Below are 26,713 nucleotides of genomic sequence, written 5' to 3'. Positions count from 1 at the left end.
GCTTTCGTGAGGTTCATTTCCCCCCTTTAATCGAGCGGTTTTTCCCGATAAAAGAGGAGAATGAAACTACAGAAAACTTAGTTTGTACAACTCGTCTAGAGAGCGTGGAGTAAAGCGTTTAGACCAATAAACAGAGCAAAACTGCTACAGCATTTAACTTGGAGCAGGAGCCAACTTCTTACACCTTATATTAATTTTTCGGCTGAATCATATTAATAGACATTCCCTACAATCCTTGTTATTTTAATAGTGATTCAACTATGTTAAATCATAAGGAGGGATACAGGATGAAAGCTCTAGACAGTGTTGCATTAGCTCTTCTGATTGTTGGTGGTTTGAACTGGCTCTTAGTTGGTCTCTTTGAATTTGATTTAGTTGCCACTCTTTTTGGCGGACAAGATGCACTTTTATCTAAGATTGTTTACATTATCGTTGGTCTATGTGCAATCTATTGCCTTAAATTCTTTGGACTACTTTCAAGAAACGACAACAGACATTAGTCCGTAGAATAGTCAAACAAAAAAAGCATGAGACATTTCTGTCTCATGCTTTTTCTACGTTCTTTAATGAAATTACATCATGCCCATGCTTGGATCCATCCCTGGGCCAGCTGGAGCAGCTGGTTCTGGATGAGTTGCGACTACGGCTTCTGTAGTCAATAACAATGCAGCAACACTTGCAGCATTTTGAAGAGCTGAGCGAGTAACTTTAGTTGGGTCTGTGATTCCAGCCTCAATCATGTTTACCCATTCATCTGTTGCAGCGTTGTATCCAACACCTGGTTCAGCAGTTTTCATTTTTTCAACAATTACTGATCCTTCAAGACCAGCGTTTGCAGCGATCTGACGAATTGGTTCTTCTAAAGCACGCACCACGATTTTCACACCTGTAGCAACGTCTCCAGTAGCTTCGATTTCTGCTACTTTGCTTTGAACGTTGATGTATGCAGTACCACCACCTGCAATAATTCCTTCTTCAACAGCTGCACGAGCAGCATTCAAAGCATCTTCAATACGTAATTTACGCTCTTTCAACTCAGTTTCTGTAGCAGCACCAACACGGATTACTGCAACTCCACCAGCTAATTTAGCAATACGTTCTTGTAATTTTTCTTTGTCAAACTCTGAAGTTGTTTCTTCAGCTTGTGCTCTCAATAAAGCAACACGTTGACTGATTGTTTCAGTTGACCCAGCACCTTCAACAATAGTGGTTGTGTCTTTAGTGATAGCTACTTTGCTTGCGTGACCTAATTGGTCAACTGTAGTATCTTTCAATTCAAATCCTAGATCTTCTGTAATCACTGTACCGCCAGTTAAGATAGCAATATCTTCTAACATAGCTTTACGACGATCTCCGAATCCAGGAGCTTTTACTGCCGCTACATTAAACGTACCGCGTAATTTGTTCAAGACTAGAGTTGGCAATGCTTCACCATCTACGTCTTCAGCAATAATCAATAATGGACGACCTTGTTGCAAGATTTGTTCCAATAATGGAAGAATATCTTGGATATTAGAGATTTTTTTGTCTGTGATCAAGATGTATGGATTTTCTAAGTTAGCTTCCATTTTATCATTGTCAGTTACCATATATTGTGACAAGTATCCACGATCAAATTGCATACCTTCCACAACATCTAGTTCAGTCTCAATACCTTTAGATTCTTCGATAGTGATAACTCCGTCGTTACCCACTTTTTCCATTGCATCTGCTAATAATTTACCGATTTCTGCATCTCCAGAAGAAATCGCAGCAATTTGTGAAATAGATTCTTTTGTTTCTACTTTACGAGAATTTGCCAGTAATTCTTTAACGGCTACTTTAGTTGCCAATTCTATACCAGTACGAATACCCACGGGGTTAGCTCCAGCCGTAACGTTTTTTAATCCTTCACGAACGATCGCTTGAGTTAAAACAGTTGCTGTAGTAGTACCGTCACCCGCTGTATCGTTAGTTTTTGAAGCTACTTCAGAAACTAATTGGGCTCCCATGTTTTCAAAACGGTCTTCTAATTCGATTTCTTTGGCGATTGTTACTCCATCGTTTGTGATCAACGGTGAACCGTAAGATTTGTCTAAGACAACGTTTCTTCCTTTAGGTCCAAGTGTTACTTTAACTGTATCTGCTAATTTATCTACCCCGCGCAACAATGCTGCACGTGCGTCTTCAGAAAATTTAATATCTTTAGCCATTATTCCTTCACCTCATCAGATTGATTTTTTTATCGTGTAAATGTCTTTATGATTAGTCTACGATTGCGATAATGTCGCTCTCTTTGATCACTAAATATTCTGTACCATCATACTTTACTTCTGATCCAGCATATTTTTCGAAAAATACTGTATCCCCAACAGCTACAGAAAGCTCAGCTTTGGTTCCATTATCCAGTACTCGGCCAGCTCCAACAGCAACTACTGTTCCAGTTTGTGGTTTTTCTTTTGCTGTTCCAGCTAAAACGATTCCACTAGCTGTTGTTTCTTCCTCTTTTTTCACTTCAATGATGACACGATCTCCTAAAGGTCTTAACACGTAAATCCCTCCAATTGTAGTTTCGATTGTTTAGCACTCTATCTCAAAGAGTGCTAACTCACTTCTTCATCATAACAAACTATCTAAATTTTGCAAGTATTTTTTCTTTTGAAAAGACATTTCTGTCATAAATCATAATATTCCTGCAAAAGGAGTCAAAAAGTCCTTTAGAGTCATTATTCTTGTGTTATACTATTTATTGATCAACTTTTACCAGCTAAAAGTAAACAGTAAAATTATGCAGCAGAAATAAGAGATGACGTATATTATAGTGTCTTACATCTCAACTCTCCTGTAAATAACTAGATTAAAGAAGGTTTTTATTATGAACAAATTAGTGAAATCTCCTTATGCCAAGATCATTCTTATTTATGTTCTCGCCCAACTTTTACCTGTATTTTTAATCTTTTTTATACCCCAGAACCTAATTTTAGATGTATCGATTTACAGCCAAATCATTGCTTTTATTGTTGGTGCTATAGCAATGTTCGTTGTCAATCATCGCTATAAGTTTAATAACAGCTTAGAAAATACTCCGAGCGCTTCAAAAAGGAACATTATTTTATGGGGAATCGCTGGTATGTTTTTAGCTTACATGGGGCAATACTTAGCGATTTTCATTGAAACTTTCTTACTGAATATCCCTATTGGATCTCAAAATACTGCCGGATTAGTTGAAGTTGTCAATAAGTACCCTATTTTCCTACTTTTAATAGCCATTTTTGGACCGATTATGGAAGAATTTGTCTTTAGAAAAGCTATATTCGGTTACTTATTTGATCTTACAGGAGGAATTGGCGCAGCTGTCATCAGCTCATTGATTTTTGCTTTTATTCACTTTGACGGTCATTACTTACTGTATTCAGTAATGGGATTTGTTTTTTGTTATTTATACTGGAAAACAAAATCAATCGCTGCACCAATCATCGCACATGCTTTAATGAACGCTACCGTTACCGTAGCTAACTTGTTACTTTATTAAGGGTATTTTAGAAAGGAACTTTTGATTTTAATGAAAAAAAGTGATTTTATGTTCCAAATCATATTCAACTACATCCTCGCAGCTGTTTTCACTTGGTTCGCAGTTGATTATGTTGGGGAATTCGGATGGGGATTCTTCTCCATAATATTTGTTTTATTTGCAACCAGAGATTTCGTGCGAGCAACTCGTATTCTTCAAATTTATTTGAAATTAAAAAAAGGCAACAAACCTTAATCAGGTTTGTTGCTTTTTGTTTAGTCTAAAGGTAATAAGCTGTCTTTATCATCTGTTTCAGTTTTGTAATGATCAATGAAGTAAATCAGTGTTTGTAACTCATTTGCTAGATCCACATTTTGTACGCGTACATGATCAGGTACTGAGATACGGATAGGTGTAAAATTCAATATTCCTTTAACTTCAGCTTCGACTAAGTTGTTTGCCGCTTCTTGTGCTGCTGAAGTCGGAACCGTCAACATCACTACATCGATCTGCTGCATTTTCAATTGTTGGACCATGTCTTCCATAGGATACACCGGAACTCCAGATTGAATCGTACCAACAATTTCTTTATTGATATCAAAAGCCGCACTGATCCGCATATTATTATTTTGGTGAAAATTGTAGTTTAATAAAGCGTGTCCTAAATTCCCTACACCGATCAATGCTACGTTTGTTAAACGATCTTGCTTCAATGTTTTACTAAAGAAGTGCATCAGATCTTCTACATCATAACCATATCCTCTTTTTCCTAGAGCACCAAAATAAGAAAAATCACGACGAATAGTCGCACTATCTACTTTAACAGCTTCACTTAATTCCGTTGAAGAAACGCGGTCTTTCCCATCTTCGTGTAAATATCTTAAATATCTATAATAAATAGGCAACCTTTTCGCCGTAGCTTTAGGTATTTTATTTGTTGAATTCATTATTCAGTCCACTCACTTTCTAAGATTTAAAAATTCACAATATTCAGAAACAAATTATCCTTTTCACAAATTTCGGAGTTTCACATAATAAGATTATAACATCTTTTCGTTAAAATACTAGACTTTTTAAGCATCTTAAATGACTAATTTTACTGTTCTTATTTTTTGTGCCGACAAAATTCACAAGCATCCTTGTGAATTCAACATTCACAAGACATTGAAATTTAAAATTAAATAGTCAAAAAATATCTTTTTAAATCATAATTGATTACCTTTTACCCCCTCCACACCTCTCCCCCTTAGAGAAAGAATATGCTAAACTAAGGATAGAGATAAGAAATGAGGACTACAAAATGATTCTATTACAAGCCCAACATGTAGCTCGTTATTTTGGAGCAGATGTGTTATTTGAAAATATTTATTTAGAAATACAAGACCACTCACGCGTTGCCCTCGTTGGAAGGAATGGAGCGGGAAAATCAACTTTATTGAAAATGATTGCGGATATTGAGCAGCCGGATGCCGGAAAAATATCAAAAGGCAAGCAAGTAACCATTGGGTATTTAGCTCAAAATACCGGCTTAGATTCTGCTCAGTCCATTTGGGATGAAATGCTGGAAGTTTTCGAAAGCGTAATTCAGTTAGAGAAAAAGATGCGCCATGTTGAGCAACTTTTAGGTGATGCCGATTTATTGGCGGATGAAGAACGCTATCAAGAGACGCTGAAACAATATGACCAAATGCAACATGATTTCAAAGAACAAAACGGATATGGGTATGAAGCCGAGATCCGTTCTGTCTTACATGGTTTCCGTTTTTTTGAAGCTGACTATACCAAGTCCATCAATCAACTTTCCGGAGGTCAAAAAACGCGATTGGCCTTAGCCAAACTATTGCTGCAGAAAAAAGATTTGTTGATTTTAGATGAGCCGACCAACCATTTAGATATCGAAACATTAAACTGGCTGGAGAATTATTTACAGACTTATACTGGCGCCCTTTTGATCGTTTCTCATGACCGTTATTTTTTGGATAAAGTCGTCAATGAAGTGTACGATCTGAGTCGCCAAAAAATCACTCATTACAAAGGAAACTACAGTAAGTTTCTAGATTTGAAAGCTGCTCAATTAGAAAAAGAATGGAAAGAATTTGAGAAACAACAAAAAGAGATCGCTAAATTAGAGGATTTTGTCAATCGTAACTTAGTCAGAGCTTCTACTACTAAACGAGCTCAAAGTCGCCGTAAGCAGTTAGAAAAGATTGACCGTCTAGATAAACCTCAAGGTGACGAAAAGTCAGCTACGTTCAGATTCCAACCTTCTATTGAGAGCGGAAATGTTGTCATGACAGTCGAAAATGGGGCAATTGGATATGAAGACACTATCTTATCCGAACCGATCAATTTGGACGTTCGCAAATATGATTCTATTGCCTTAGTCGGACCAAATGGAGTAGGAAAATCAACTCTTTTGAAATCATTATTGAACGAGTTACCCTTGATTAAAGGTGAAACTAAATTTGGCACGAATGTCGAAGTGGGTTATTATGACCAAGAGCAAGCTGAACTGCATTCTACCAAATCTGTTTTAGCCGAACTGTGGGATGAACACCCAACAACTCCTGAAAAAGATATCCGCTCTATTTTGGGAAGCTTTTTATTCTCTGGAGAAGATGTGGAAAAATCCGTTTCTTCTTTAAGCGGGGGAGAGAAAGCTCGATTGGCTTTAGCTAAGTTGTCTATGGAAAAAGATAATTTTTTGATTCTTGATGAGCCTACAAACCATTTAGACATTGATAGTAAAGAAGTTTTAGAAAATGCGCTGATTGATTTTGATGGAACTCTCTTGTTTGTTTCCCATGACCGCTACTTTATCAACCGGATAGCCACTAAGGTCATTGAACTTTCTCCAGAAGGCAGTACTGTTTATTTAGGCGATTACGATTATTATTTGGAGAAAAAAGCTGAACAAGAGGAATTGAAGCGATTAGCCCAAGAAGATGCTCAAGCTAAACAACCCTTCCAAAATGAAGAAGTTAGTTTAAATAAGCCTTCAGAAAACCGAGTGATCAATAAAGAAAATCAAAAAATGATCCGTCAGTTGACACGTAGGATAGAAGGCATTGAAAATGAAACTGCTGAATTGGAACAGGCAATTGAAGAATTGGAATCTGAACTTACCAAACCGGATGTTTATGAAGACCATATGAAAGTTCAAGAGATAAATGATCGATTGCAACTCCTAACTGATCAATATGAAGAACTGATGGAAGAATGGGAATCCAATACTCTCGAACTAGAAAATCTGTAGTTGATCCTCTTGCTTTCTTTGATATAAAATCACGATAAAAAGCCGCTCCTATTTTCGAATAGGAGCGGCTTTTTTTATATGTTATGGTGCCGTTACTTCATCTGGATTGATCGGAATATCGATCTCTCCTTTGATGATTTGCTTTTTGTACTCTTCCATTGCTGTCCATACATCTTCACTTAATTGTCCTCTTGTCATATAAACAGCTTCTTCTTTCAGTCCTAATTTAGTGATTTCTCCGCCAGGAAAATCTCCTTGCATCGTTTGATTAGCGACAGATTTGATTGCTTGCCCTAATCCTTTAATACTTGAAGTTAATGTCAAATTTCCATCATTGTATTTACCTTCTTCTGTTTGGTCGCGATCGCTGCCGATGACCCATATTTTCTTGTCTGGTTCAACATTCATACGATCTCGAGCTTCAGAGAACACACCATTCCCAGCATCCCCAGCCCCTTGATAAACAATATCAACTCCATTAGAGTACATTCCCGCAGCGATTTGTCTCGCTTTTGAAGTGTCAGAAAAAGACTCAACATATTCTACTATGACTTCAACATCTGGATTTGCAGTGTAAGCTCCCATTAAGAACCCGGCTTCAAACCGATCTAACACTTCGCTTTGCTGTCCAGCGACAAATCCGATTTTTCCAGTTTCAGTGGATAAAGCTGCCGCAACACCTGCTAAAAAGGCATTTTCTTGGTCTTTAAAAAGAACAGAAGCTACATTGTCACTTCCTTCAATACTATCATCAATGATTACAAATTGTTGTTCTGGATTATCACCGGAAATTTCCATCATTGATTGTTTCAGCTTGAAACCAACACCGAAAACAATATCAAAATCATTCATGATGGCCTGATTTAAGTTAGGTATGTATTCTGAATCTCCATCAGAGGCAATATAAGTGTAGTTTTCTCCTTCAACTCCGCCATGTTCTTTTCCCCACTCGACCATTCCTTCCCAAGCAGCTTGGTTAAATGATCCATCATCTACACCACCATTATCTGTAACCATCACTACAGAATAATCGTTCGTCTTTTCAGATTTGCTTGAAGAGTTGTCAGTTGCTTCGGTTTTAGCTCCACAAGCCGCAAGTACTAATCCAGTCACCAAACTTAACGATATTAATCCTTTGATTCTTGATTTCTCCACTGTCCTATTCCTCCATGTCGAATAATATATTGGTTTCTTTAATAGTTTCATCATACCCGAAAGTCAAAAGAATAAAACCGAAAAACTTACTATTCTAATTATAATCTAATAAATAGTTCGTGTTTAAGTTAGAAAAAAAGAAATAGATTTACCTTTATTGGTTAAACATATGAAAAAAGCGAAAGATATCAAGAGTTGTCTCCTGTTATCTTTCACTTTTTACTTTCTTATTCCCTCAGCTCAATAATAAAGCTGGTTTAGCATTCAAGTCGTATCCGGCAAACTGCTGTTTATTGTATTCGACAAATCCTGCTGCACCTATCATGGCAGCGTTATCCCCACATAAAGACAGTGGAGGAATAACCAAGTCGACTTCTGGAACTTCAGTTGCCATTGCTTGAGAAATTGCTTCTCTTAACCCTTTGTTAGCAGCAACTCCGCCTGCTAACAGCAGTTGATTTACTTTATACTCTTTAACGGCTCTAAGTGTTTTTGTGACCAACACTTCTACTACACTTGCTTGAAAACTGGCTGCTAAATCATTTGCATCCAATTCTTCACATTTTTGTTCAGCATTATGCACTTTATTGATAAATGAACTTTTTAGTCCACTAAAACTAAAGTCATAATTATCTTCTTTTAACATGGCACGCGGAAAATTGTATACATCTTTTCCTTTATGTGCCATTTCATCAATGATTTTACCTCCAGGATAAGGCAGCCCCAACACTCGACCAATTTTGTCGTAAGCTTCTCCAGCTGCGTCGTCTCGTGTCTCTCCGATAATCTCGTAAGAACCATCTTCTGCCATATAAACCAATTCAGTGTGCCCTCCACTAACCACTAATGCCAACAACGGGAACTTCATTGGATGAACAAATTTATTAGAATAAATGTGTCCTGCCATATGATTGACAGCAATCAATGGCAAGTTGTGTGCATAGGCAATAGATTTAGCTGCGTTCACGCCAATCAGCAGTGCGCCGACTAATCCGGGACCTTCTGTTACTGCTACGGCAGACAAATCGCTGTACGTGATACCTGCTTCCTTCATCGCTTCTTCAATAATTAAGGTGATTTGTTCTACATGATGGCGACTTGCGATTTCAGGTACTACACCTCCAAAACGCATATGACTTTTTATTTGAGAGGCTACGATATTCGATAAAATAACCTCTCCATTTTCGATTACGGCTGCACTTGTTTCATCGCAGCTTGATTCAATGGCTAAAATCCACTTTTTTTCCATTTTATTCCTATTCACTCTTTTCTATTTAAACCTCTATATTATAAAATCAATTGCATGATTACTGCATTCTCTTTTGGTTCGTGATAATAGTTTTTTCTTATACCTAATCGAACAAACCCGTTTTTTTCATACAAGTGTAGGGCTGGTTGATTGTTTTCTCTAACCTCTAGAAAAACTTTTGTGCATCCTTCTTTCTTCAATTGGTCTAAACCAGCTTGGAGTAATCGAGTTGCTATCCCTAACTGTTGAAAATCTTTTTCAATAACGAAATTAGTGATTTCTGCTTCATCAAATATAAGATGATACCCCATATAACCGATACATTTCTCATTATTTATAGCCAATCCGTAATAAGCGTGTGCTGATTTGATATCCTCAGCAAATGCATTGATACTCCACGGAGACTTTGTTGGGTAATTTTCTTCTGCTAAGCGAAATAATTTTTCGGGTTCAAGACCTTCTCCTAAAAGGAAAGAAAACTGGATGCCATTTAACTGCTCTCGATCACTAGATTTCTTCAAATCCAGCCCCCTCATTTCTCTCTAGCTTTTTGCTCATTTCAAGAGCATCTTCGTGGTCGCTTGAATAATAATATTTCTTTATTCTTCCATCTTTAAAACCTAACTCACGATACAGCCGTTGTGCTTTTTCATTCGAAACCCTGACCTCTAAACTCAATATATCCATTCCTTCGAGAGTAGATATTCTTTCCAATTCCCTTATCATCCATGAGGCTATACCCTTTTTCTGAAATGAAGGAACTACTGCCACATTAGTGATGTGCGCTTCTTTTTCAACTAGCCATGCTCCTATAAAACCAATTGGTTCTGAAAACCGTTTGATCACAATGTAAAGAGCATTTGTATTGCGCTTGAGTTCGTGGTGCAATGCTGCCGCGTTCCATGGCATTTCTCCATTGTAACAAGCCTTTTGGACTGCCAACAACGTTTCTACATCTTTGTCTCTGCCTACAGCTAGTTCCAAAACATTTCCGTCACCAAGTACTAAGTGAGTCTGACTGAGTTTTGTGCGCTGTGACAGCTTCAAATGTGGTTCGTTTTCTAAAATAGGTATGGTAGTTGATCCATTGATTAACCAATCTCTAAATTTTTTCAACATAACTTTCCCCCACTAAATCAGGATGCTCCTTACGCCAATTTTCTTCAGCTTCAGCTAATTTTAAATAGTCCGGTGTAAAAGTATGAACTTCTTCAGTTTTTCTAGACAATCCTAGTATACCCAACACACTGGCTTTCGGAAGATGTTGGTAGGGTAACGCAGCACTGACGCGGTTAGTTAATTGTGCTTTGAACGTTTCACTATGTTTAAGGTGATCCTCACCCACTAGTACAAATTCTCCATCTTTTTTGCTTAAATATTCGGCCCATTTGTCTGCCGAAATATGAGTGTCGGGTTCAACTGCAGTTAATTTGCCATCGATCCATTTATACAGTCCAGTATAGATATTTCCTCTTCGAGCATCCATAACAGGAATAATATATGGACCAATGGAAGTTGCATTTGCCGCCAGCACTTCTAAACTGGATATCCCTACCAGCTCTTTTTGCAATGTCCATGCTAATGTTTTTGCAGTAGTGACGCCAATCCTCAGACCCGTATATGATCCTGGTCCCTTAGCTGCCACTATCCGGTCAATTTCTTGAATCTCTATCTTCAAGTCTTTCATTAATCCGTCGATAGCCGGCATTAAACTTTCACTGTGGTTCCTCTTTATATTAGTCGTTAACTCACCCAGTATTTTTTCATTTTCTAAAACAGCAATGCTCATTGCTTGATTAGAGGTATCAATGGCCAATATTTTCATGAATTTATTTTCCTCATTTCCGTCATCTCTATGAAATTATTTTAGCACAAATACACTGGAATATTAAGCAACTGTCCATTTTCTATCTTAAAGATGACATAAGGCTTTTTAGTTGCGTTTAATCTCTTCAAAAGATATGCTTTTACTGTATAAGAGATATTCATTTTTAGTTTTTCACACTAGCTTCAACTAGTTTTTACTATTAACTAAGAGGAGGAAAATAGCATGGCAGACAAGAAAGATGGATGGAAAGATAAAGCAGAAGGTTTAAAAGATAAAGCTGTAGGTGGAATGAAAGATACTTACGGAGATATGACAGACGACAAATCAAAACAAGCAGAAGGAAAAACTCAAAAAGCTAAAGGTGGAGTTAAGAAAAAAGTCGGAGAATTCAAAGATGACATGGATCGGAAAGATCATAACCATTAAGAATTTTTTATGATGGCATTTCTTGAAAAGGCAAGGCTAAAAGAAACTTTTTAGTCTGCCTTTTTTGGATAGAAAAGCAAATCAACCAATAATAGGAGGTATAGAGTATGTCAAAAATTCTGATTACTGGAGCTACAGGAAATATCGGTGAAAATTTAGTTAAGCATTTGAAACCCAATCACGATTTGATTTTAGTCAATCGTTCATTTGATGATTCAGCTCAATCTTTGTTAGAAGGAACAGATGTCAGAGAATTAGATTTAGTTGAGCAAGATAGTTGGGATGGTTTATTAGACGGTGTAGATTATATTATCCAATTAGCTGGTCAAGCTGATGCAACAGCCGGATTCTATGAAAGCTTGCTGGATCTAAACTACAAACTTCCTTATAACTTGTTCGAAGCTGCTTCTAAAAGCGACACGTTAAAGCGTGTCATTTATGCCAGCTCTATTCATGCGTCTGACGGTTACCCTAAAAATGTACAAGTAAAAATTTCTGACGTTCCCAGACCTGCTGATTTATATGGTGTATCAAAAGTCTATGCAGAAGCCCTAGCTTCCTATTTTGCTTTTGAAAAAGGTGTAGAATCTATTGGCTTGCGCATTGGAGACTACAAAGGAGACGACAGCGAATTCGATCCGAATACAGACGTAAACGGTTTAGCTATGTACTTATCTAATGATGATATGTGCCACTTAATCGACTGTTGCTTAAATGCAGAATTAAAAGAACCCGCTCTCGTCGTAAACGGAATCTCAAACAATACATTCCCACGCTTAGACATCGACCAAGCCAGAGTAGCAATAGGCTACCAACCAAAAGACGACGCTTTCAAAAAAGCAGGCCTCATCAAATAAGAGCGTGGAGTTCGGCGGTTAGCTCGACGTACGCTTCACAAAAAAGAAACTAAGGGTGCTTTTTCCCTCAGTTTCTTTTTTTGAAAGCGATAGGCGAGCTGCCGAACGCAACGCGTCTAAGAGCAGACCATGAAGTGCGACGGTTAGCTCGACATACGCTTCACAAAAATAAACTCCGACCACACGATGATGTGCTGTCGGAGTTTTAACTATTTATTGTCTAATGGTACTTTCTCGAATAACGAGATCTGTTGAAAGTGTCACTTTTTTAGCAACTGTTCGATCAGTGGATATTCGATCCAATAACAATTCAAAAGCTGTTTCTCCCATCAATTCGGTCTCAACTCTGACAGTACTCAAAGCCGGGAAGACATATTTCGCCACACTGGCATCATTAAATCCCATAATGCAAACATCATTAGGAACAGAAATCCCATTTCCTTGTAAGGTTCTTAAACTTCCTATCGCCAAAGCATCGTTAGCTACAAAAAAAGCTGTCGGAAGATTTTCTTTCAACTGATGAATAGCTTTTTGCATCGTTTCTTCACCAGCACTAACATGATACGAATCTGCTAAAAAGATATACTCCTCGTGATAAAACCCTTTTTCTTTCAGCAATTGCTCAAAAATAATCTGCCGTTTATCCGTAATCTTTGCAGAATGATCTGCATAACTTTCTTGTCCACCGATAAAGCCTATTTTCTCATGGTTTTGCTGAATGAAATAATTGACCACTTCTGTTACAGCTTGTTCAAAATCTACTTCCACTGAATCCAGTTTATGAGCCAGTTGGTTAGAGTCTACAAAACAAATATTCTTTGTCCACTTGCTCAATTTAGAAACTTCTTGTTCACTAAATTTTCCAATAGCGATAATACCTTCTATGTCAGTCGTCAACTTTGCTGTTGAGTCTTGGAATAAACGAATGATTTCATATCCTTCTTCTTCGGCTCTTTTTTCTACACCCAGCCGAATAGATAAGTAATATAAATCATTCAGCTCTTCTTTTTCAGTGTACCATTGAACGATAGCAACTTTTCCTTGCTTAGCTTTTTTATTTTTTTGAAATTTAGAATAGTTTAGTTTTTCTGCTGTTTCAAAAATGCGCTTTTTAGTTTCCTCGCTGACCGATAACGTTTCATCATAATTCAATACACGTGAGACCGTCGCACTGGATACGCCTGCTTTTTCAGCGATTTCCTTAATCGTCGCCATTTCATCACCACTTTTCTTTCTTTATTCTAAACAACCTTTTGCTTGTTCAAACTGATAAATCGTTTCAGAGTGAAAAATTTCCCCAGGATATAAAATAATATTCCCGAAGTTATCTTGATTGATAGCATCCGGCATAGTTTGAGTTTCTAACGCTACTCCTGCATAAGGCTCAACTCTCTCGCCATTGATCTCATATTCGCCATTTACACCATTATGGGTATACACGACTAATGCATCACAATCTGTCGTCACACTCACTTTTCTTCCAGATTCAGGGTCACACAAAACAGCATCCGGCTCAGAACCTCTGTGTGCTAAGAAGTAAGGATGGTCAAATCCTTTTTTATCGGCTAATTGAGGATGCTGACTAGCGATCCCTTCACTTAATTTGACCGGTTCTCTCAAATCAAAATCAGTATCATTCACAGGCAGCAACTTGCCAGTTGGAATACCATCTTCTTTCAATTCGCCGACAAGATCACTATTGACTTGCAAGGTGTGTTCTTTAATTGTTTTTGTATGATCTCCGCTTAAATTAAAATACACGTGATTGATTGGGTTAAACAACGTTGGCTCATCTGTTTCAGCATGATAAGAAATCTTCCATTCATTAGCTTCAGAAAGAGTGTATGTGACGGTGACAATTAAATTGCCAGGATAGCCGTTTTCTCCAGCAGGACTAAAATACTTGAATATTAAATGAGCTGATGCTTCTCCCTCTTCTATAGAAACGTCCCAAATATGAGACTCAAAAGCTGGGTTGCCTCCATGATGATGGTTTTCGCCTTCATTTACTTGCAATTGGTACTCCTTACCCTCTAACCTGAACTGTCCTTTAGCTATTCTGCCCGCAACTCTTCCAACCAAAGCTCCATAAAATGGCCGATACGTTAGATAATCTTCTACGTTATCAAATCCTAAAGTGATGTTGGAAAAATGTCCAGCTACATCAGGAGTCTGGATAGAAGTAACAATTCCTCCTAGATTCAAGGCTGATAATGACACCCCTTGACTATTTGTCAGCGTATATTCGTAGACCGTTTCCCCAGATAGTTCTCCGAACATTTTTTTTTCAAATTCCATACTCATTCCCCCTGTAATTCTAGCTTACAACGTTCTTATAAATCGTTTAAATCCTTCTTTTCCTTCTGACGTTGCTTTATACACTCCCGCATCTTCCAATACTCGTAAAAAGACGGAACCGACACCTTCTTGAATCACATCTTTCACATTTTCAGGAGTGATATTAGTTGTTTTCTTCAACTGATCAGCCCATTCCTTATGATAATTTGCTATCGAGTTAGGCTCATCTAATAAATAGTTTTGAACTTCTTTTAATTCTGGTTTCAATCTTGGCGGAAGGATCGCCAATCCCATTACTTCAATCAATCCTATATTTTCTTTTTTGATGTGCTGCACATCTGGATGTGGGTGAAATATCCCATCTGGAAATTCTGTTGATGTCCGGTTATTTCTCAAAACCAAATCTAATTCGTAGACTCCCTTTTTTTGTCTAGCAATTGGTGTGATAGCATTATGCGGTGTTTCACCTGTATGAGATAAAATATCTACTGATTCATCACTATGTTGTTCCCACTTCTTTAAAATATAAGAACCTGCTTCTACCAATTCTTCAGAATCTTTACTCCGCAAACGAATAACTGACATAGGCCATTTTACAATTCCTGCTTCTACTTCAGGATACCGCTCCATTGTAAAAGGTGCAATAACTTCAGCTTTCTCCATAGGAAAAACATGCCGTCCGCCTTGGTAATGATCATGCGTTAGAATAGACCCGCCTACAATTGGCAATCCTGCATTAGATCCTACAAAATAATGCGGCAATATTTCTACAATATTCAATAGTTTCCGATAAGCTTCCTCTTTAACAAACATAGGACGATGTTCTTGTGATAAGAAAATAGCATGCTCGTTGTAATAAGAATAAGGGGAATACTGGAATCCCCATGTTTCGTGACGGATAGACATCCGAATCAGACGATGATTTGTTCTGCCCGGATGCAGCAAATGCCCTTCATATCCTTCATTCTCTATACATAATAGACATGAGGGGTAACTGGAACTTACGGTATTTTTGGCTTGAGCTATTTCTTTTACATCTTTTTCAGGTTTAGACAAGTTGATTGTAATTTCTAAATCGCCGTATGCAGTATGTTTAAAAAAATGACTATTTTTAGCAATACTTCTCGTTTTGATGTAATCGTTGGATTGACTTAATGTATAAAAATAATCGGTAGCTTCTTTTGGATCTTGTTGGTACAAGTCCCAAAAAATTTCATTTACTTTTGAAGGGAGCGGCGTCACTAGATTCATAATTTTCGCTTCCATAATGTCTCTTTGTGTAGACAAATTTTCAATAACATTCATGCTGACAGCGTAATCCACCAACTCATCCAAAATGTCTAATACGTTTGGCAAGGGAGTGCTGTGTGCAATGTTCGTATCAAACTCTTTTTTGTGCAGTAAAGTTAATAATTGATTGGTTTTATAGATTCGGTCTAAAGGGTCTATCGTCAGCTTTCGGATTCCGATTTCAATAAAATCAGTTATGGCTTGATCAATCACTTTAGCTCTCCTTTCTCATCTGTCATTTATTTTTCTAATCTCTTTGCGCCATCGCTGATCTCAGCAATATAAAATTCAGCGTTATACCCAACTTTGTCTGCATACGTGGCTCCAACTTGTTGAATAAATATTTCTGTTTGATCTTTTTCCACAATAGCTATTGCGCAACCGCCGAATCCAGCACCTGTCATTCTGGCCCCAATAACTCCTGGTTGCTCCCATGCAGTATGCACTAATGTATCTAATTCCATTCCTGTAACTTCATAGTCATCCTGAGTAGACAAGTGAGACTCATTCATCAATTGACCAAATGTTTCTAAGTCGCCTTCTTTTAAAGCTTTTGTCGCTTTTAATGTCCGTTGGTTTTCATACACGGCATGTTTAGCACGTTTCACTAACACCTCATTAGAGATTAAATGAGTATGCGCATCAAATGTCGCTTCATCAAGGTCGCCTAACGATTTTATTTCAAGTTCCTTTTGCAATTCGCTTAACGCTTGCTCACACTCGCTGCGTCGTTCATTGTATTTAGAATCCGCTAGTTCACGTCGTTTATTTGAATTCATGATGACAATAACATGGTTGGTCAGTTTAATAGGAACCAGCTCATATTCTAATGTGTTCGTGTCTAGTAAAATTGCTTTATCTTTCTGACCCATTCCTACAGCAAATTGATCCATGATCCCAGAATTGACTCCAATAAATTCGTTTTCTACTTTTTTACCGATTTGAATCAAATCTAAACGTTCTACCGTTAAACCAAACAATTTTTCTAAGGCTACTCCCATCAATAACTCGATTGATGCGGATGAAGATAGTCCTGCTCCATTCGGGATATTTCCATAAATCACCATATCAAATCCGCTGTCAATTGTGTGTCCTGCTTCAGTTAAATATTTGATAACGCCTTTAGGGTAATTCGCCCAGTTGTCTTCTTTTTTATACTGCAGCTCTTTTATATCAAATGAAATCACACCAATATTCGGAAAGTTTTCAGAATATAAGTTAACTGTACTGTCCCCTCTTTTACCAATCAGCCCATATGTACCTAAAGTAATCGCGCAAGGAAATACATTGCCTCCATTGTAATCTGTGTGCTCCCCAATCAAGTTGATTCTCCCTGGAGCAAAAAACGTTTGAATCTCTTTTTCACCATACAATTTTGCAAAAGTTTCTTTTAAAGTCGTTAATTCCATCATCCATTCTCCTCCTTTTAAAACGTTTTCATTTTATGGTTATAGTTTATTTCATTTAGTAAACAATTACAAGTAAAGTTTACTAAATATTTAAAATTTCTTTTTTGATTAAAAATCTATAGAGATTTTTGTTTATTTGTTATACTAAATTTAATTTAAACTTCAATATAAGGAGGAAGTCATGGAACAAGTGCAAGTAGAATTAGAACGTTTTCGGGTCAAAAAAGGGAAAGAATCAGTAGCTCAAGAATGGATGTCTTTTTTAAATGATCATTTAGAAGAAGTTCTTCAAACCTTACCTGGAGAAAAAATGTATGTGGAATCGATTTTTGAAGAATTCGTCGATGAGACGATGTACTTGTATTGGGTTTCTTATCAAGGAATGGCAGCTAGTGATGTCGTTTTTTCAGATTCCCATGTTGATCAAAAATATTTAGCTTATTGGAGCGAGTGTATCGACCCCAGTTATGGAGAACACCTTCTCAAAACAAAAGTTGTGATGATTCAAGATAAAGTAAAAAACGAGATGCAAGACTGACTTCAAAAAAGGTGATTAAAAAGGAGCCGTTGTATGAAAGAAATTTTTGCTTTTGAAGATTTAGACCAAGCTACACCTCACAAAGATCTAGCTCATGCTCTTTTTCAAAAATTGGTACATTACCAATTGATTCTGCGCGCAGACTTTGAATTGAACGAAAGTCCAAAGGCAGTCATCTGGACACCAGAAGAATTGGCAACCTCTATCTTTTCTACTACTCCTATTCCTGCTTTCACTAGAAAAGACTTGATTTACATGTCACCTCTTGTTGATGAATGGAAAGAAATCTTTTTTAAACAGTTGGATGATCGAGACTTGCCCATTATAAGAAATTATTATGAACGGAATACAGAATCTCAGATGATGGAGATTTTAGCGCATGAGCTAACCCACCATATCGACTTTTTTATGGAGGATTTCGATACTGGAAATTGGGAAAATGAAATTTGGTTTGAAGAAGGAATGTGCTTTTATCTACCGAGAAAGTTATTGTTGGATGAACTGGCATTTGATGAGATCAGCACTATTGAACGGGCTTTAGTTACAACGTTTGCTGATAAATATGGCAAACACTCCTTGAGCGAATTCGGCAGCAAGTCATATGAGGGTAATTTAACCAGCATCATGTATGATTACTGGAGAAGCTACTTGGCGGTCAAAGAGTTGGTAGATAGAGAAAATGGGGATGTTTCGGCTGTATTTCAGCACTACCACAATTGGTACAACGAAGGCAAGAAGGGTTCGTTGCTTCATTACTTCAACCTAGAAGACTACTTCAAAGAGGACAGGGAAAACTAGTTTCCTGACCTCTTTGTTTTTACATTGTATATGGGCTATATTTTGATGGTAGTAATCACTGATTACCATGCTCCAAGACTTTTCAAACACTCATTTTAACTTGAATCATGAAATCAGCTTACTATACTTGAAACTGTCAGTGGCAATCCATCTAAAGTTACCAGAAAAATAGAAATACGAAAAAATTAATGTATGAGTATCATAAAGAATGACAAATGAAAATTGGGTGATTGAAGGAGGTTTTTTTGATGATTTATGTAGATTATCATGTGCATAGTGACTACAGCGATGATTCATGGTATTTAATGGAAGATGTCGTAAAAGATGCTATCAAGTTGGGGTTAGAAGAAATTTGTTTTACAGATCATGTTGATTACGGGGTTAAGCCCGATTGGAAACCAAATGAAATATTCCAAACAGGTAAGAATAAAGAAGTTAAAAATGTCCATTACAATTTATATTTTGCAGAGCTAGATAAACTCGCTAAGAAATATGAAAAAGAAATAAACATAAAAAAGGGTTTGGAATTTGGCATGCAAGTCCATACTATTCATCAGTTTGAGAAACTTTACCGGTCTCAAGATTATGATTTCATTTTATTGTCGGTACATCAAATCGAAAACAAAGAATTTTGGACAGGAGAATTTCAAAAAGGACGTACACATAAAGAAAGTTATGATAGATATTATGATGAAATGTATCAATTGGTCACGATATATGATAATTATAGTGTATTGGCCCATATGGACTTAGTGAGACGTTATTTAGATAAAGAAATCGATATGTTTGAGTATAATAAAGATAAAATAACAGAAATATTAAAAGTAGTCATAGCAAATAATAAAGGAATAGAAATAAATACGTCCTCTAGTCGTTATAGAATTAACGGATTGACACCTTCTATAGAAATCCTAAAACTGTATCACGAACTTGGTGGTAAAATCATTACGATCGGTAGTGACAGTCATAAGCCAGAACATTTAGGTTATAACATTAAAGAAGCTAAAAAAGTGTTAAAAAACATCGGCTATACTCATTTTTGTACTTTTGATAAAATGGAACCTATTTTTCATATATTATAAAAACAACTAGCTGTTGGAACATTTGATATTCGAGGGACAGCATGGTAAATATAATTTCAAACCGATTTTATTCCATCAGAAAAACTACTGATACATGAATTTACTTAAACTAGTGTAATACCTTTTAAAAATGTTTCTTCAATTTCAATTTTTTCGTCAAATCGTTATTCTCTGCTTGATTCATTAATAGTCACTTATAAACTTAATCAGATTAACGCTTGGTAACTGTCTGTTTCAAGCAGAGTCTTATCAGACAGTTTATTAGTTTTTATTAGTTTTTTGTTCTAACAGTATTGGGATTATATTTAATAAGATTGATATAACCGTTAAAACCCATAGGACTGTTGTCATAGTAGGCACTACATCTAATAAAGCAGCCAAATCTTTTTCCTTTACCCAATCGGATATCATGCTGTGCCCTGCAACAAGCGTCAATGCTGTGAATGACAATCCCATTGCCATCGCTAGTCTGTAATCTTTGCCTGCTTTATAGAAATAAAGATTTAAGACAGTTGCTACTATAGCAGTAATTCCTAATACTAGAAACATAATTAGTCCTCCAATTTTTTTGATTTTTATTCAGTATCATAATTAGCCTATACTAAGTTTATGACTTATCAATGCATGAAATCAGATAAAAACTTTATAAATAACAAATGTAAACCATTAGTTGCCCAATGTAAACTATTGGTTGCTATTTATAGCATACTTTTTATTATATCTTTAATTTAAATAATAAAGGAGGGAAGGGGTACAAAAAGTCCATTACTTTATATAAAGTAATGGTTACCCCCTAAAATATATGAACAAGTAACTCAAATTAAATATACTCAATAATAATGTACTTACTACAATAAAGTCATGAGTATATTTAAAAAATAATTTATGCAGACATTTAATTAAAAGGGGGATTTTAATAATGAACATTGTTGAGGTTGTAGAATATGACTATGCGGGTGGTTTATTTGATATAGTCATGCTAATACTAGTTAATCTATATCATTTATTGCCTATATTTATTCTGTTGTTTATTGCTAGAGTTTTACGGCTTATATATAAGTTAGAAAAAATGAAGTATGATGAAAAAGATGGTATTTAGTTTAATGCTTATTACAGGATTGTACAGTTTGCTTATCTATAGTCAAAATGTTAGTGCTAGTGAACTTTAAGGTGAATTATCAGAAACAAATTCAGAAGAAACACAGCTAATAGAATTTAACGTAGAGAAAGATTATTATGAAGAAGTATCATTTGAAGAAGAAGATGGAACCTTAGCAACGATAACTATCTAAGGAGTTGCCCGAAATGACAACCTTTGCTACTCGAACAGGAGGCGGTAGAACAGGTAGCCCTGCATTAACAGCTGGTAATGCATACAAATATACATATAGAGGCTTAACAGATACTTATTCCTTCAAAACACATCTCACAGGTTCTCCTTTGAAAAATTAATAAAATATATGATTTGGAATACAATTGGAAGAGCAGGAAAATCAAAGGTACTTCTATTAAAAAGCACAGTAGTAAAAATGGAACCGTACAACTCATTTACAATGGTAATTGGGGAGGAACAAAAACAGAGACTGCTAATATAAAACTAAATACTACCGGCAGATCTGGTATTAGGCATTTATATATTACAAGAAATAGCAGTAGCAAGGGAGTAATACTGAAAAATTAACATGAAAGAGACTTGAAAAAGTTAGATACTACAATGATTATTGGTTGAAAAGTTATCTAATTGAAGAAATAAACTTCATACCCTAAAGATTAAATTTTTTAGGGTATGAAGTTTAATTATAAGCCATTGAATTATTTAAAATAATGTATTTAAAATCTTTTTTACTAAGATTCTTTTTTATCATTATATCTAATAAAATCAGTTTTTAGTTATACTTGAGAAAGGAAGGTGACTTATGGAAATTTTCAAAAGTATGATAAAATTTAAATGGCCTATATTACTTATTGAAGCAATTTTTTTGATTGGCGGAATTTTGCTAATAACCACTGGATTTAAAGTACGAAAACAAAGCAAAACTTCAGCTTTCATTAATATAGTTATAGGGACAATAATTACATTGATTTCACTTTATATACTTTTTTGGACATTTATAGTTGGATATAATTCTTAACTAACCGATATTTACATATTCTAATTGCCTATATACCTTAAATTACATAAAGTCATGTATCACATTTCATGCTTCTATAAGGTTCCTTTTTCACAGCGCACTAAACACATGATTTCGTAAAGCAATAAACGAAATCATGTGTTTTTTCAATGGTGAGTCTTTTCAATTACTTATTAGTGTAGAATTATAACTTTTACCTATCCTGCTATTTCTCTTCTTCAGCTTCGTCTTCTTTTAAGCACCAGATAGCTATCACAATCGCCAATGCCACAACAGAATTTTCTTCTTCTCCTACTTCAAGAACAAATGATTCACCAACTGAAAACCATTTTTTCTTGAGTTCAGCAATTGTACGTAAATTCTCTTTTATTTTAAATTCATTATCTTTTACATTGCCTGTTATCCGCCAATTGATTTTATTGATCTCAAAATCGGATCCCATCCTTTTCTCGTCTTTTTTCACTTCTGCTACTTTAGTATCCAATTGGTAAATGCCGTATTGCGGTTTAAATCCTAACTTTTTCTCTTCAATAGAAGCTGCTTCTTCATTATTTTGGTCGTAAATATGTACCTTGCGGCCAAACGACAACCATTCGCTTTTGATCTCATAAATCGGATTATCTTTTTCGTCTCGTACGATAAGTGTTTCTCTCAAAGAAAATCGTTTTGCTCGTATATACAATTTCATGTTATCCCTGCTTTCTTTATCTAAGAACTTATCTAAATTATACTCATCTCTCTTTTGTTTGGCTATGAATATGGTTTTACCGGTTAGTTTGGTAGTAGAATCTCTGTTCTTCCTTCATTATTTTCCGGGAAATAAAATAAGACAAAAAGAGTCTTCACACTCTTTTTGTCTTTTACTCGTTTGTTAATGAATGATGATACTTTTCCATTTACCCGCTTTAAAGCGCGCACCAACTAAAAGCCAACGTAGGAACTGGTCTAAAACGATTCCCATCCAAGCTCCGACTAATCCTAAATTTAGTACAAAAACGAAAAAGTAAGCAGAAATCACACGAACGATCAATACGCCAACAAAAGTAGAAATCAACGGGAACATAGTATCTCCGGCACCACGTAAAGATCCAGCAACGATCAATTGATGCGTTTGGAAAGGTTGAACAACTGCGATGATTTTTAAAGCAGTAGAAGCATTATGAATGATTTGCGGGTCATTAGAATAGAGGCTGACAAAAAACTCTGATCCAATAAATAATACTGTTCCTACAAGGATACCTGTTATAGCTCCCATCATACTTGTTTTCTTAGCATATTCAGCAGCTAACTGAGTATCTTTTTTCCCAAGCGAACGCCCGACCAATGAAGAAGAGGAAATACCAAAGGCTTGACCAGTGGTAAAGGATAAACTCAATAAGTTCATACCGATTTGATGGGCCGCAAAAATAACCGTTCCCAGACTAGATACGATTTGAATGAATAAAATGACTCCTGCTCTTAAGATCAATTGCTCGATTGCAGACGGCATACCAATACGAACCAGATTTTTTAATGTGCCTGTATCAAATTTAAACTTGCGTTTGAAAGAAAACGGCAATTCGCTGTTACCTTTCATCAAGAAGCGGACTAATAATACACTAGCGATCAAGTTGGCCGTTGCCGTTGAAGTTGCTGCACCTACAACTCCCAGTGCAGGAGCGCCCAGCAATCCATAAATCAAGACTGCGTTCCCTAAAACATTTAAAAAGTTAACTAAAACATTGATGCGCATCGGAATCTGTGTCTGCCCGATACCTCTTAAAGCTCCAGTAATACTAATATTAAAAGACTGGAATAAGTAACTAATACAAATAACTCTAAAATAACTAGCGCCTATTTCTATGGCGTGTGCTTCCCCGCCCATAAAGGACATAATATTTTCTGCATTCAATAAACCAAAAGCAGAAATGGGAATAGAAAAAAAGAGACCGAACAGCATGACATGTTTCAATACATTTTCCATCCGTCTTTTTTCTCCAGCACCATAATAACGAGCAATCATAGCCGTTCCGCCGACATTCAACGCTTGTACTACAGAAAGTGCCAAGAATAGCGGTTGGTTCGTCAGTCCTACAGAAGATACTGCAGCTGCTGCATAATCATTATTGGGTATATTTCCTAACATCATCATATCAATCATACCGAAAACCGAACTCAATACTAACTCCATCAATACCGGCCATGCAATCGTAAGAATATCTAACTTGATGGGATCTTTCACCAATTTCTTTACTGCTACGCCGAATTTCCCTTTTGATTCCCGGATCAAACGATTCCGGATTTCTGTTTTCTTCACAAAATTTCGCTCCTTATATTTATATCCGTTATCTCTTATCTGTTTGTTTTTACTCCTCTCTAATTATTTTTAATTACACGAATAAAGTCTTATCTATAACCTTACACCTATATTGCCGTGATTTCAAGGTGATATAACCGCAATATTCTGAATATTCAAATAAATAAAAAAAGCAGATTTCTCTGCTTTTTTACACAATCACCAGTTTTAATTCACTCGGTTTTAATAGTTGACGAATTTTTTCAGGCTCTTGTTCCCTACTTAAATAATCTAACTCATCTTCTGGGTTAAGAATTACAGGCATTCGATGGTGGATTTTTTTCATTTGATCATTTGCTTCAATCGTAATAAGAGAATACTTCAATTGCTCTCTTCCCTCTTCATCTAAGAAATAATCACATATTCCTGCTATTGAGAAAATCGATTGGTTTGTTACCATTATTCTTCGTTTGATTTTCTTTCCTTCTACTTTTTCCCACTCAAAAAATGCTGTGGCCGGAATTAAGCAGCGCTCCGTTTTAAAAGCTTTACTGAAAGTGGGTTTCTCTAATATCGTTTCAGCCCGAGCATTTATGAGCGGACGTTTAGCAAAATGAGGTGTGAATCCCCATTCTAAAAAAGCAAGACCTGTATCCGGTAAAATAACAGGAGCAGCAGTTGCAGGAAAGATTTCTTCTTTTTCTTGATAATCAACTGCTGTTTTTTTCAAGTTATACCGTTCAGTTAAACATTCCTTACTAACTTCCAAAGAGTATCTTCCGCACACGATTATCTACTCCTTTTATTTGATACTGACAAATATAAACAACTCACCGGAATATCCTTCATCATCGTTATTATTCAGTTGCAAGACTAAGGTATCTACTATAGCAGCATTGTTTTCGTTCTCAATAAAAGCTTGTTCAAATGTTAAATCAACTTGATTGAAGTCTGAAGCAGGTTCAATTTCTTCCAGCGCCTGTGTTAAATTCGTTCGTATAATCTCTCCATTTTCTTCATCATTCAAGGACAAGATAAGATCATCCTCTGCTTCTTGTGTCTCTAGTTGATAGGTTTCCCCTTCTATTTCAATGGTTTGGACCGCTTCATTTGGAGAAGTATTTAACGTGTCGAATTGCACCTTTATCATTTGCTGGTAATCTGAAACATTTACCATCGTTTCTTCTGTCCATTCAAAATAATAATAACTATACTCCTCTATGATTGTTCCATCATTGTATGGATCAAATCCAAAAGCAGATTCAAAATCTGTTGAAGTCTGATAATCGTCAGGTAAGAAGGGTACTTCTTTTATATTTCCATTTTTTTCCAGATCATTCACCGTCTCCACTATTTTCCTTTGTTCATTCTCCGGCAAATCGTTTCGCGGTTGAAGTTCATTCCCCGTCAACATATTGTTATTTCTCAACGTAGCTTCTAAAAATGCTATCTGACCATTTTTGCTGACTGTAAATGCGTCTACAGGAGGCGTAATAGATATCAAAGAAAAAACGATCAGTACTACAGCAATCAATCCATTTTTTTGCTTTGGCCAAATACTAAAAATGATGCTGGCTATAATAGCGAATATCCCGAATAAGATGACGTAATATCGCCCTATCGTTAAACCTTTTTCGCTGATTTGGATCACTGAAGCAACAGTTTGAAGTAGAACGATCAAAAACAAAATTTTTGGGAAAATCAACCTGAAATAAACAACTACTTTGTTGTCTAGTCGAACAATCAACAGCATCACTAAAATAACTACGATCGCATAACTTACCAACATTGGTTCCAGTAAATTGTTGATCCAGAAGTCTCTTCCTATATTCATTAAAATATATAATGCCAAGATAATCGTGAAAATCATCGTTAAAGGAATGACGATATACGTCAACAAAACTTCTAATATCTTTGGAACACTAATGGCCTCTTCTACTTCATCTGACTGTTTCATTTGTACCGATTCTGATCTGTTTTGCGGAAAATAAACGGGAATATACGATAAAAATAAAATAGGTGCAAATAAAAGTGCCACTATGTTTGACGCATGCAAGAAAAACCGATAGTCCAAATTGATCAACAAAACATTAACAGCAGATAATATAGACAGGATACCGGCTCCTAAAACGACTGAGAAAATAATGGTCGTGAAGAACGATTTGAAAGCAGCTGTAAAAGAATCGCTAAAAGACAAGCGGCTCTTTATACTTGGAATCCAGATAAAAGCAATCAGCAAAGCAAACGCTAGTGCCGTTGTTCGAACAACGACTTCCAACGAAAACAAATCCGATTCTATATCAATCATAAAATAAAATAAGAGTGCAAAAAGAATAGCGGGAACGAATAAGGCATACCGTATTTTTTCTTTTTCTCTAAAAAACTGTTCATAAATCAATTGTGCTACAGACGCTGCTAAAGCTCCCATAAAACATGCTAACATCCATTCAACATATTTCACATTTTCTGTTTGGATATTGAAAGTGTTGATAACTGTTGCTAGCGCTAAGAACAGTACAGTTAATGGGAATCTGCTGACTGCTGTAGTCAAACTCTGCATGCGTCCTTTAAAAAATTGCCTCCATTTCATATCGTTCCATCCTCTCAACGGCTGATCCAACTTTTGCTGA

Annotated in this window: 28 protein-coding genes; 11 read left to right on the top strand and 17 right to left on the bottom strand. The window is 36.2% G+C overall.

The annotated features are described in order from the left end of the window. Positions 1-287 precede the first annotated feature (287 nt). Positions 288-500 carry a DUF378 domain-containing protein gene (locus tag ACE025_RS08660; protein WP_092480519.1) on the top strand — a complete coding sequence of 71 codons (213 nt, stop codon included), beginning with the start codon at positions 288-290 and terminating at the stop codon, positions 498-500. A gap of 72 nt (positions 501-572) precedes the next feature. Here ACE025_RS08660 and groL read toward each other — a convergent pair whose 3' ends face one another. After that, positions 573-2,192, bottom strand: a complete 1,620-nt coding sequence (groL, locus tag ACE025_RS08655) for a chaperonin GroEL (RefSeq protein WP_092480518.1) — start codon at positions 2,190-2,192, stop codon at positions 573-575. A 52-nt stretch (positions 2,193-2,244) separates the two neighbouring features. Then, positions 2,245-2,529: a co-chaperone GroES gene (groES, locus tag ACE025_RS08650; RefSeq protein WP_284030165.1), complete on the bottom strand. Its 285-nt coding sequence runs from the start codon at positions 2,527-2,529 to the stop codon at positions 2,245-2,247. A gap of 325 nt (positions 2,530-2,854) precedes the next feature. Between groES and ACE025_RS08645 the strand changes: the two genes are divergently transcribed. Further along, positions 2,855-3,511, top strand: a complete 657-nt coding sequence (locus tag ACE025_RS08645; RefSeq protein ID WP_485939292.1) for a CPBP family intramembrane glutamic endopeptidase — start codon at positions 2,855-2,857, stop codon at positions 3,509-3,511. Positions 3,512-3,541: 30 nt separating this feature from the next. Beyond that, positions 3,542-3,745, top strand: coding sequence for a YdiK family protein (locus tag ACE025_RS08640; protein ID WP_485939291.1), 204 nt, complete (start codon positions 3,542-3,544; stop codon positions 3,743-3,745). Between the two features lie 20 nt (positions 3,746-3,765). Here the strand turns inward: ACE025_RS08640 and ACE025_RS08635 are convergent, their stop codons facing one another. Continuing rightward, on the bottom strand, positions 3,766-4,437 hold the full coding sequence (locus ACE025_RS08635; RefSeq protein WP_485939290.1) for a redox-sensing transcriptional repressor Rex: 672 nt from the start codon (positions 4,435-4,437) through the stop codon (positions 3,766-3,768). Between the two features lie 353 nt (positions 4,438-4,790). On the opposite strand from ACE025_RS08635, the gene ACE025_RS08630 reads away from it, so the two are divergent. After that, positions 4,791-6,746, top strand: a complete 1,956-nt coding sequence (locus ACE025_RS08630) for an ABC-F family ATP-binding cassette domain-containing protein (protein WP_485939289.1) — start codon at positions 4,791-4,793, stop codon at positions 6,744-6,746. Between the two features lie 81 nt (positions 6,747-6,827). On the opposite strand, the gene ACE025_RS08625 is transcribed toward ACE025_RS08630, so the two are convergent. The 5 genes from ACE025_RS08625 to tsaB all read right to left on the bottom strand — a co-directional run bounded on the left by ACE025_RS08625 (position 6,828) and on the right by tsaB (position 10,975). Continuing rightward, positions 6,828-7,901 (bottom strand): BMP family lipoprotein, encoded by a 1,074-nt coding sequence (locus ACE025_RS08625; RefSeq protein WP_485939288.1) that lies wholly within the window; start codon positions 7,899-7,901, stop codon positions 6,828-6,830. Between the two features lie 235 nt (positions 7,902-8,136). Further along, the gene (gene tsaD, locus ACE025_RS08620) at positions 8,137-9,150 is read right to left on the bottom strand and encodes a tRNA (adenosine(37)-N6)-threonylcarbamoyltransferase complex transferase subunit TsaD (RefSeq protein ID WP_485939287.1); all 1,014 of its coding nucleotides are present in this window, start codon (positions 9,148-9,150) and stop codon (positions 8,137-8,139) included. Between the two features lie 38 nt (positions 9,151-9,188). Next, positions 9,189-9,671: a ribosomal protein S18-alanine N-acetyltransferase gene (gene rimI / locus ACE025_RS08615; RefSeq protein ID WP_485939286.1), complete on the bottom strand. Its 483-nt coding sequence runs from the start codon at positions 9,669-9,671 to the stop codon at positions 9,189-9,191. Beyond that, positions 9,658-10,269, bottom strand: a complete 612-nt coding sequence (rimI, locus tag ACE025_RS08610) for a ribosomal protein S18-alanine N-acetyltransferase (protein WP_485939285.1) — start codon at positions 10,267-10,269, stop codon at positions 9,658-9,660. The genes rimI (ACE025_RS08615) and rimI (ACE025_RS08610) overlap by 14 nt, the downstream gene beginning before the upstream one ends. Further along, a complete protein-coding gene (tsaB, locus tag ACE025_RS08605) occupies positions 10,253-10,975 on the bottom strand; it encodes a tRNA (adenosine(37)-N6)-threonylcarbamoyltransferase complex dimerization subunit type 1 TsaB (protein WP_485939284.1) in 723 nt (240 codons plus the stop codon). The genes rimI (ACE025_RS08610) and tsaB overlap by 17 nt, the downstream gene beginning before the upstream one ends. A gap of 225 nt (positions 10,976-11,200) precedes the next feature. Here tsaB and ACE025_RS08600 point away from each other — a divergent pair, with 225 nt between their 5' ends. Then, positions 11,201-11,404: a CsbD family protein gene (locus ACE025_RS08600; protein WP_485939283.1), complete on the top strand. Its 204-nt coding sequence runs from the start codon at positions 11,201-11,203 to the stop codon at positions 11,402-11,404. A gap of 107 nt (positions 11,405-11,511) precedes the next feature. After that, positions 11,512-12,261 carry an NAD-dependent epimerase/dehydratase family protein gene (locus ACE025_RS08595; RefSeq protein ID WP_485939282.1) on the top strand — a complete coding sequence of 250 codons (750 nt, stop codon included), beginning with the start codon at positions 11,512-11,514 and terminating at the stop codon, positions 12,259-12,261. A gap of 213 nt (positions 12,262-12,474) precedes the next feature. On the opposite strand, the gene ACE025_RS08590 is transcribed toward ACE025_RS08595, so the two are convergent. The 4 genes from ACE025_RS08590 to ACE025_RS08575 are packed head-to-tail and all read right to left on the bottom strand — an operon-like array spanning position 12,475 to position 17,258. Further along, complete coding sequence (locus ACE025_RS08590; RefSeq protein WP_485939281.1) at positions 12,475-13,476, bottom strand: LacI family DNA-binding transcriptional regulator; 1,002 nt, start codon at positions 13,474-13,476, stop codon at positions 12,475-12,477. 21 nt (positions 13,477-13,497) lie between these two features. Next, positions 13,498-14,559: an aldose epimerase family protein gene (locus ACE025_RS08585; RefSeq protein ID WP_485939280.1), complete on the bottom strand. Its 1,062-nt coding sequence runs from the start codon at positions 14,557-14,559 to the stop codon at positions 13,498-13,500. Between the two features lie 24 nt (positions 14,560-14,583). After that, positions 14,584-16,062, bottom strand: coding sequence for a UDP-glucose--hexose-1-phosphate uridylyltransferase (gene galT / locus ACE025_RS08580; RefSeq protein WP_485939279.1), 1,479 nt, complete (start codon positions 16,060-16,062; stop codon positions 14,584-14,586). 26 nt (positions 16,063-16,088) lie between these two features. After that, positions 16,089-17,258, bottom strand: a complete 1,170-nt coding sequence (locus tag ACE025_RS08575; RefSeq protein WP_485939338.1) for a galactokinase — start codon at positions 17,256-17,258, stop codon at positions 16,089-16,091. 181 nt (positions 17,259-17,439) lie between these two features. On the opposite strand from ACE025_RS08575, the gene ACE025_RS08570 reads away from it, so the two are divergent. The 3 genes from ACE025_RS08570 to ACE025_RS08560 all read left to right on the top strand — a co-directional run bounded on the left by ACE025_RS08570 (position 17,440) and on the right by ACE025_RS08560 (position 19,676). Further along, positions 17,440-17,796: a DUF6176 family protein gene (locus ACE025_RS08570; RefSeq protein ID WP_485939278.1), complete on the top strand. Its 357-nt coding sequence runs from the start codon at positions 17,440-17,442 to the stop codon at positions 17,794-17,796. Between the two features lie 33 nt (positions 17,797-17,829). Next, positions 17,830-18,594 carry a hypothetical protein gene (locus ACE025_RS08565; protein WP_485939277.1) on the top strand — a complete coding sequence of 255 codons (765 nt, stop codon included), beginning with the start codon at positions 17,830-17,832 and terminating at the stop codon, positions 18,592-18,594. A gap of 248 nt (positions 18,595-18,842) precedes the next feature. Next, positions 18,843-19,676: a histidinol-phosphatase HisJ family protein gene (locus tag ACE025_RS08560; RefSeq protein WP_485939276.1), complete on the top strand. Its 834-nt coding sequence runs from the start codon at positions 18,843-18,845 to the stop codon at positions 19,674-19,676. Between the two features lie 261 nt (positions 19,677-19,937). On the opposite strand, the gene ACE025_RS08555 is transcribed toward ACE025_RS08560, so the two are convergent. Further along, positions 19,938-20,225 (bottom strand): hypothetical protein, encoded by a 288-nt coding sequence (locus ACE025_RS08555; RefSeq protein WP_485939275.1) that lies wholly within the window; start codon positions 20,223-20,225, stop codon positions 19,938-19,940. Between the two features lie 370 nt (positions 20,226-20,595). Here ACE025_RS08555 and ACE025_RS08550 point away from each other — a divergent pair, with 370 nt between their 5' ends. Both ACE025_RS08550 and ACE025_RS08545 read left to right on the top strand, forming a co-directional pair. Then, positions 20,596-20,775, top strand: a complete 180-nt coding sequence (locus tag ACE025_RS08550; RefSeq protein ID WP_485939274.1) for a hypothetical protein — start codon at positions 20,596-20,598, stop codon at positions 20,773-20,775. A 206-nt stretch (positions 20,776-20,981) separates the two neighbouring features. Next, entirely contained in the window at positions 20,982-21,128 is a 147-nt protein-coding gene (locus ACE025_RS08545; protein ID WP_485939273.1) for a hypothetical protein, read from the top strand. A gap of 885 nt (positions 21,129-22,013) precedes the next feature. On the opposite strand, the gene ACE025_RS08540 is transcribed toward ACE025_RS08545, so the two are convergent. The 4 genes from ACE025_RS08540 to ACE025_RS08525 all read right to left on the bottom strand — a co-directional run bounded on the left by ACE025_RS08540 (position 22,014) and on the right by ACE025_RS08525 (position 26,673). Next, positions 22,014-22,496 (bottom strand): LURP-one-related/scramblase family protein, encoded by a 483-nt coding sequence (locus tag ACE025_RS08540; RefSeq protein ID WP_485939272.1) that lies wholly within the window; start codon positions 22,494-22,496, stop codon positions 22,014-22,016. Positions 22,497-22,679: 183 nt separating this feature from the next. Beyond that, the gene (locus ACE025_RS08535; protein WP_485939271.1) at positions 22,680-24,104 is read right to left on the bottom strand and encodes an MATE family efflux transporter; all 1,425 of its coding nucleotides are present in this window, start codon (positions 24,102-24,104) and stop codon (positions 22,680-22,682) included. A gap of 190 nt (positions 24,105-24,294) precedes the next feature. Further along, positions 24,295-24,870 (bottom strand): SOS response-associated peptidase, encoded by a 576-nt coding sequence (locus tag ACE025_RS08530; protein ID WP_485939270.1) that lies wholly within the window; start codon positions 24,868-24,870, stop codon positions 24,295-24,297. 15 nt (positions 24,871-24,885) lie between these two features. Beyond that, positions 24,886-26,673, bottom strand: coding sequence for a DUF4153 domain-containing protein (locus tag ACE025_RS08525; protein WP_485939269.1), 1,788 nt, complete (start codon positions 26,671-26,673; stop codon positions 24,886-24,888). Positions 26,674-26,713 lie beyond the last annotated feature (40 nt).

The organism is Desemzia sp. AGC72 (genome assembly GCF_057334175.1).
This window is presented reverse-complemented; position numbering and strand designations above follow the sequence as displayed.

Bases quoted from the DNA above. Each gene is read 5' to 3' on its own strand.
- ACE025_RS08660 (WP_092480519.1), top strand. From the start codon at position 288: ATGAAAGCTCTAGACAGTGTTGCATTAGCTCTTCTGATTGTTGGTGGT.
- groL (WP_092480518.1), bottom strand. From the start codon at position 2,192: ATGGCTAAAGATATTAAATTTTCTGAAGACGCACGTGCAGCATTGTTG.
- ACE025_RS08645 (WP_485939292.1), top strand. From the start codon at position 2,855: ATGAACAAATTAGTGAAATCTCCTTATGCCAAGATCATTCTTATTTAT.
- ACE025_RS08640 (WP_485939291.1), top strand. From the start codon at position 3,542: ATGAAAAAAAGTGATTTTATGTTCCAAATCATATTCAACTACATCCTC.
- ACE025_RS08635 (WP_485939290.1), bottom strand. From the start codon at position 4,437: ATGAATTCAACAAATAAAATACCTAAAGCTACGGCGAAAAGGTTGCCT.
- ACE025_RS08630 (WP_485939289.1), top strand. From the start codon at position 4,791: ATGATTCTATTACAAGCCCAACATGTAGCTCGTTATTTTGGAGCAGAT.
- tsaD (WP_485939287.1), bottom strand. From the start codon at position 9,150: ATGGAAAAAAAGTGGATTTTAGCCATTGAATCAAGCTGCGATGAAACA.
- rimI (WP_485939285.1), bottom strand. From the start codon at position 10,269: ATGTTGAAAAAATTTAGAGATTGGTTAATCAATGGATCAACTACCATA.
- tsaB (WP_485939284.1), bottom strand. From the start codon at position 10,975: ATGAAAATATTGGCCATTGATACCTCTAATCAAGCAATGAGCATTGCT.
- ACE025_RS08600 (WP_485939283.1), top strand. From the start codon at position 11,201: ATGGCAGACAAGAAAGATGGATGGAAAGATAAAGCAGAAGGTTTAAAA.
- ACE025_RS08595 (WP_485939282.1), top strand. From the start codon at position 11,512: ATGTCAAAAATTCTGATTACTGGAGCTACAGGAAATATCGGTGAAAAT.
- ACE025_RS08590 (WP_485939281.1), bottom strand. From the start codon at position 13,476: ATGGCGACGATTAAGGAAATCGCTGAAAAAGCAGGCGTATCCAGTGCG.
- ACE025_RS08585 (WP_485939280.1), bottom strand. From the start codon at position 14,559: ATGGAATTTGAAAAAAAAATGTTCGGAGAACTATCTGGGGAAACGGTC.
- ACE025_RS08575 (WP_485939338.1), bottom strand. From the start codon at position 17,258: ATGGAATTAACGACTTTAAAAGAAACTTTTGCAAAATTGTATGGTGAA.
- ACE025_RS08570 (WP_485939278.1), top strand. From the start codon at position 17,440: ATGGAACAAGTGCAAGTAGAATTAGAACGTTTTCGGGTCAAAAAAGGG.
- ACE025_RS08565 (WP_485939277.1), top strand. From the start codon at position 17,830: ATGAAAGAAATTTTTGCTTTTGAAGATTTAGACCAAGCTACACCTCAC.
- ACE025_RS08560 (WP_485939276.1), top strand. From the start codon at position 18,843: ATGATTTATGTAGATTATCATGTGCATAGTGACTACAGCGATGATTCA.
- ACE025_RS08555 (WP_485939275.1), bottom strand. From the start codon at position 20,225: ATGTTTCTAGTATTAGGAATTACTGCTATAGTAGCAACTGTCTTAAAT.
- ACE025_RS08550 (WP_485939274.1), top strand. From the start codon at position 20,596: ATGAACATTGTTGAGGTTGTAGAATATGACTATGCGGGTGGTTTATTT.
- ACE025_RS08545 (WP_485939273.1), top strand. From the start codon at position 20,982: ATGACAACCTTTGCTACTCGAACAGGAGGCGGTAGAACAGGTAGCCCT.
- ACE025_RS08540 (WP_485939272.1), bottom strand. From the start codon at position 22,496: ATGAAATTGTATATACGAGCAAAACGATTTTCTTTGAGAGAAACACTT.
- ACE025_RS08525 (WP_485939269.1), bottom strand. From the start codon at position 26,673: ATGAAATGGAGGCAATTTTTTAAAGGACGCATGCAGAGTTTGACTACA.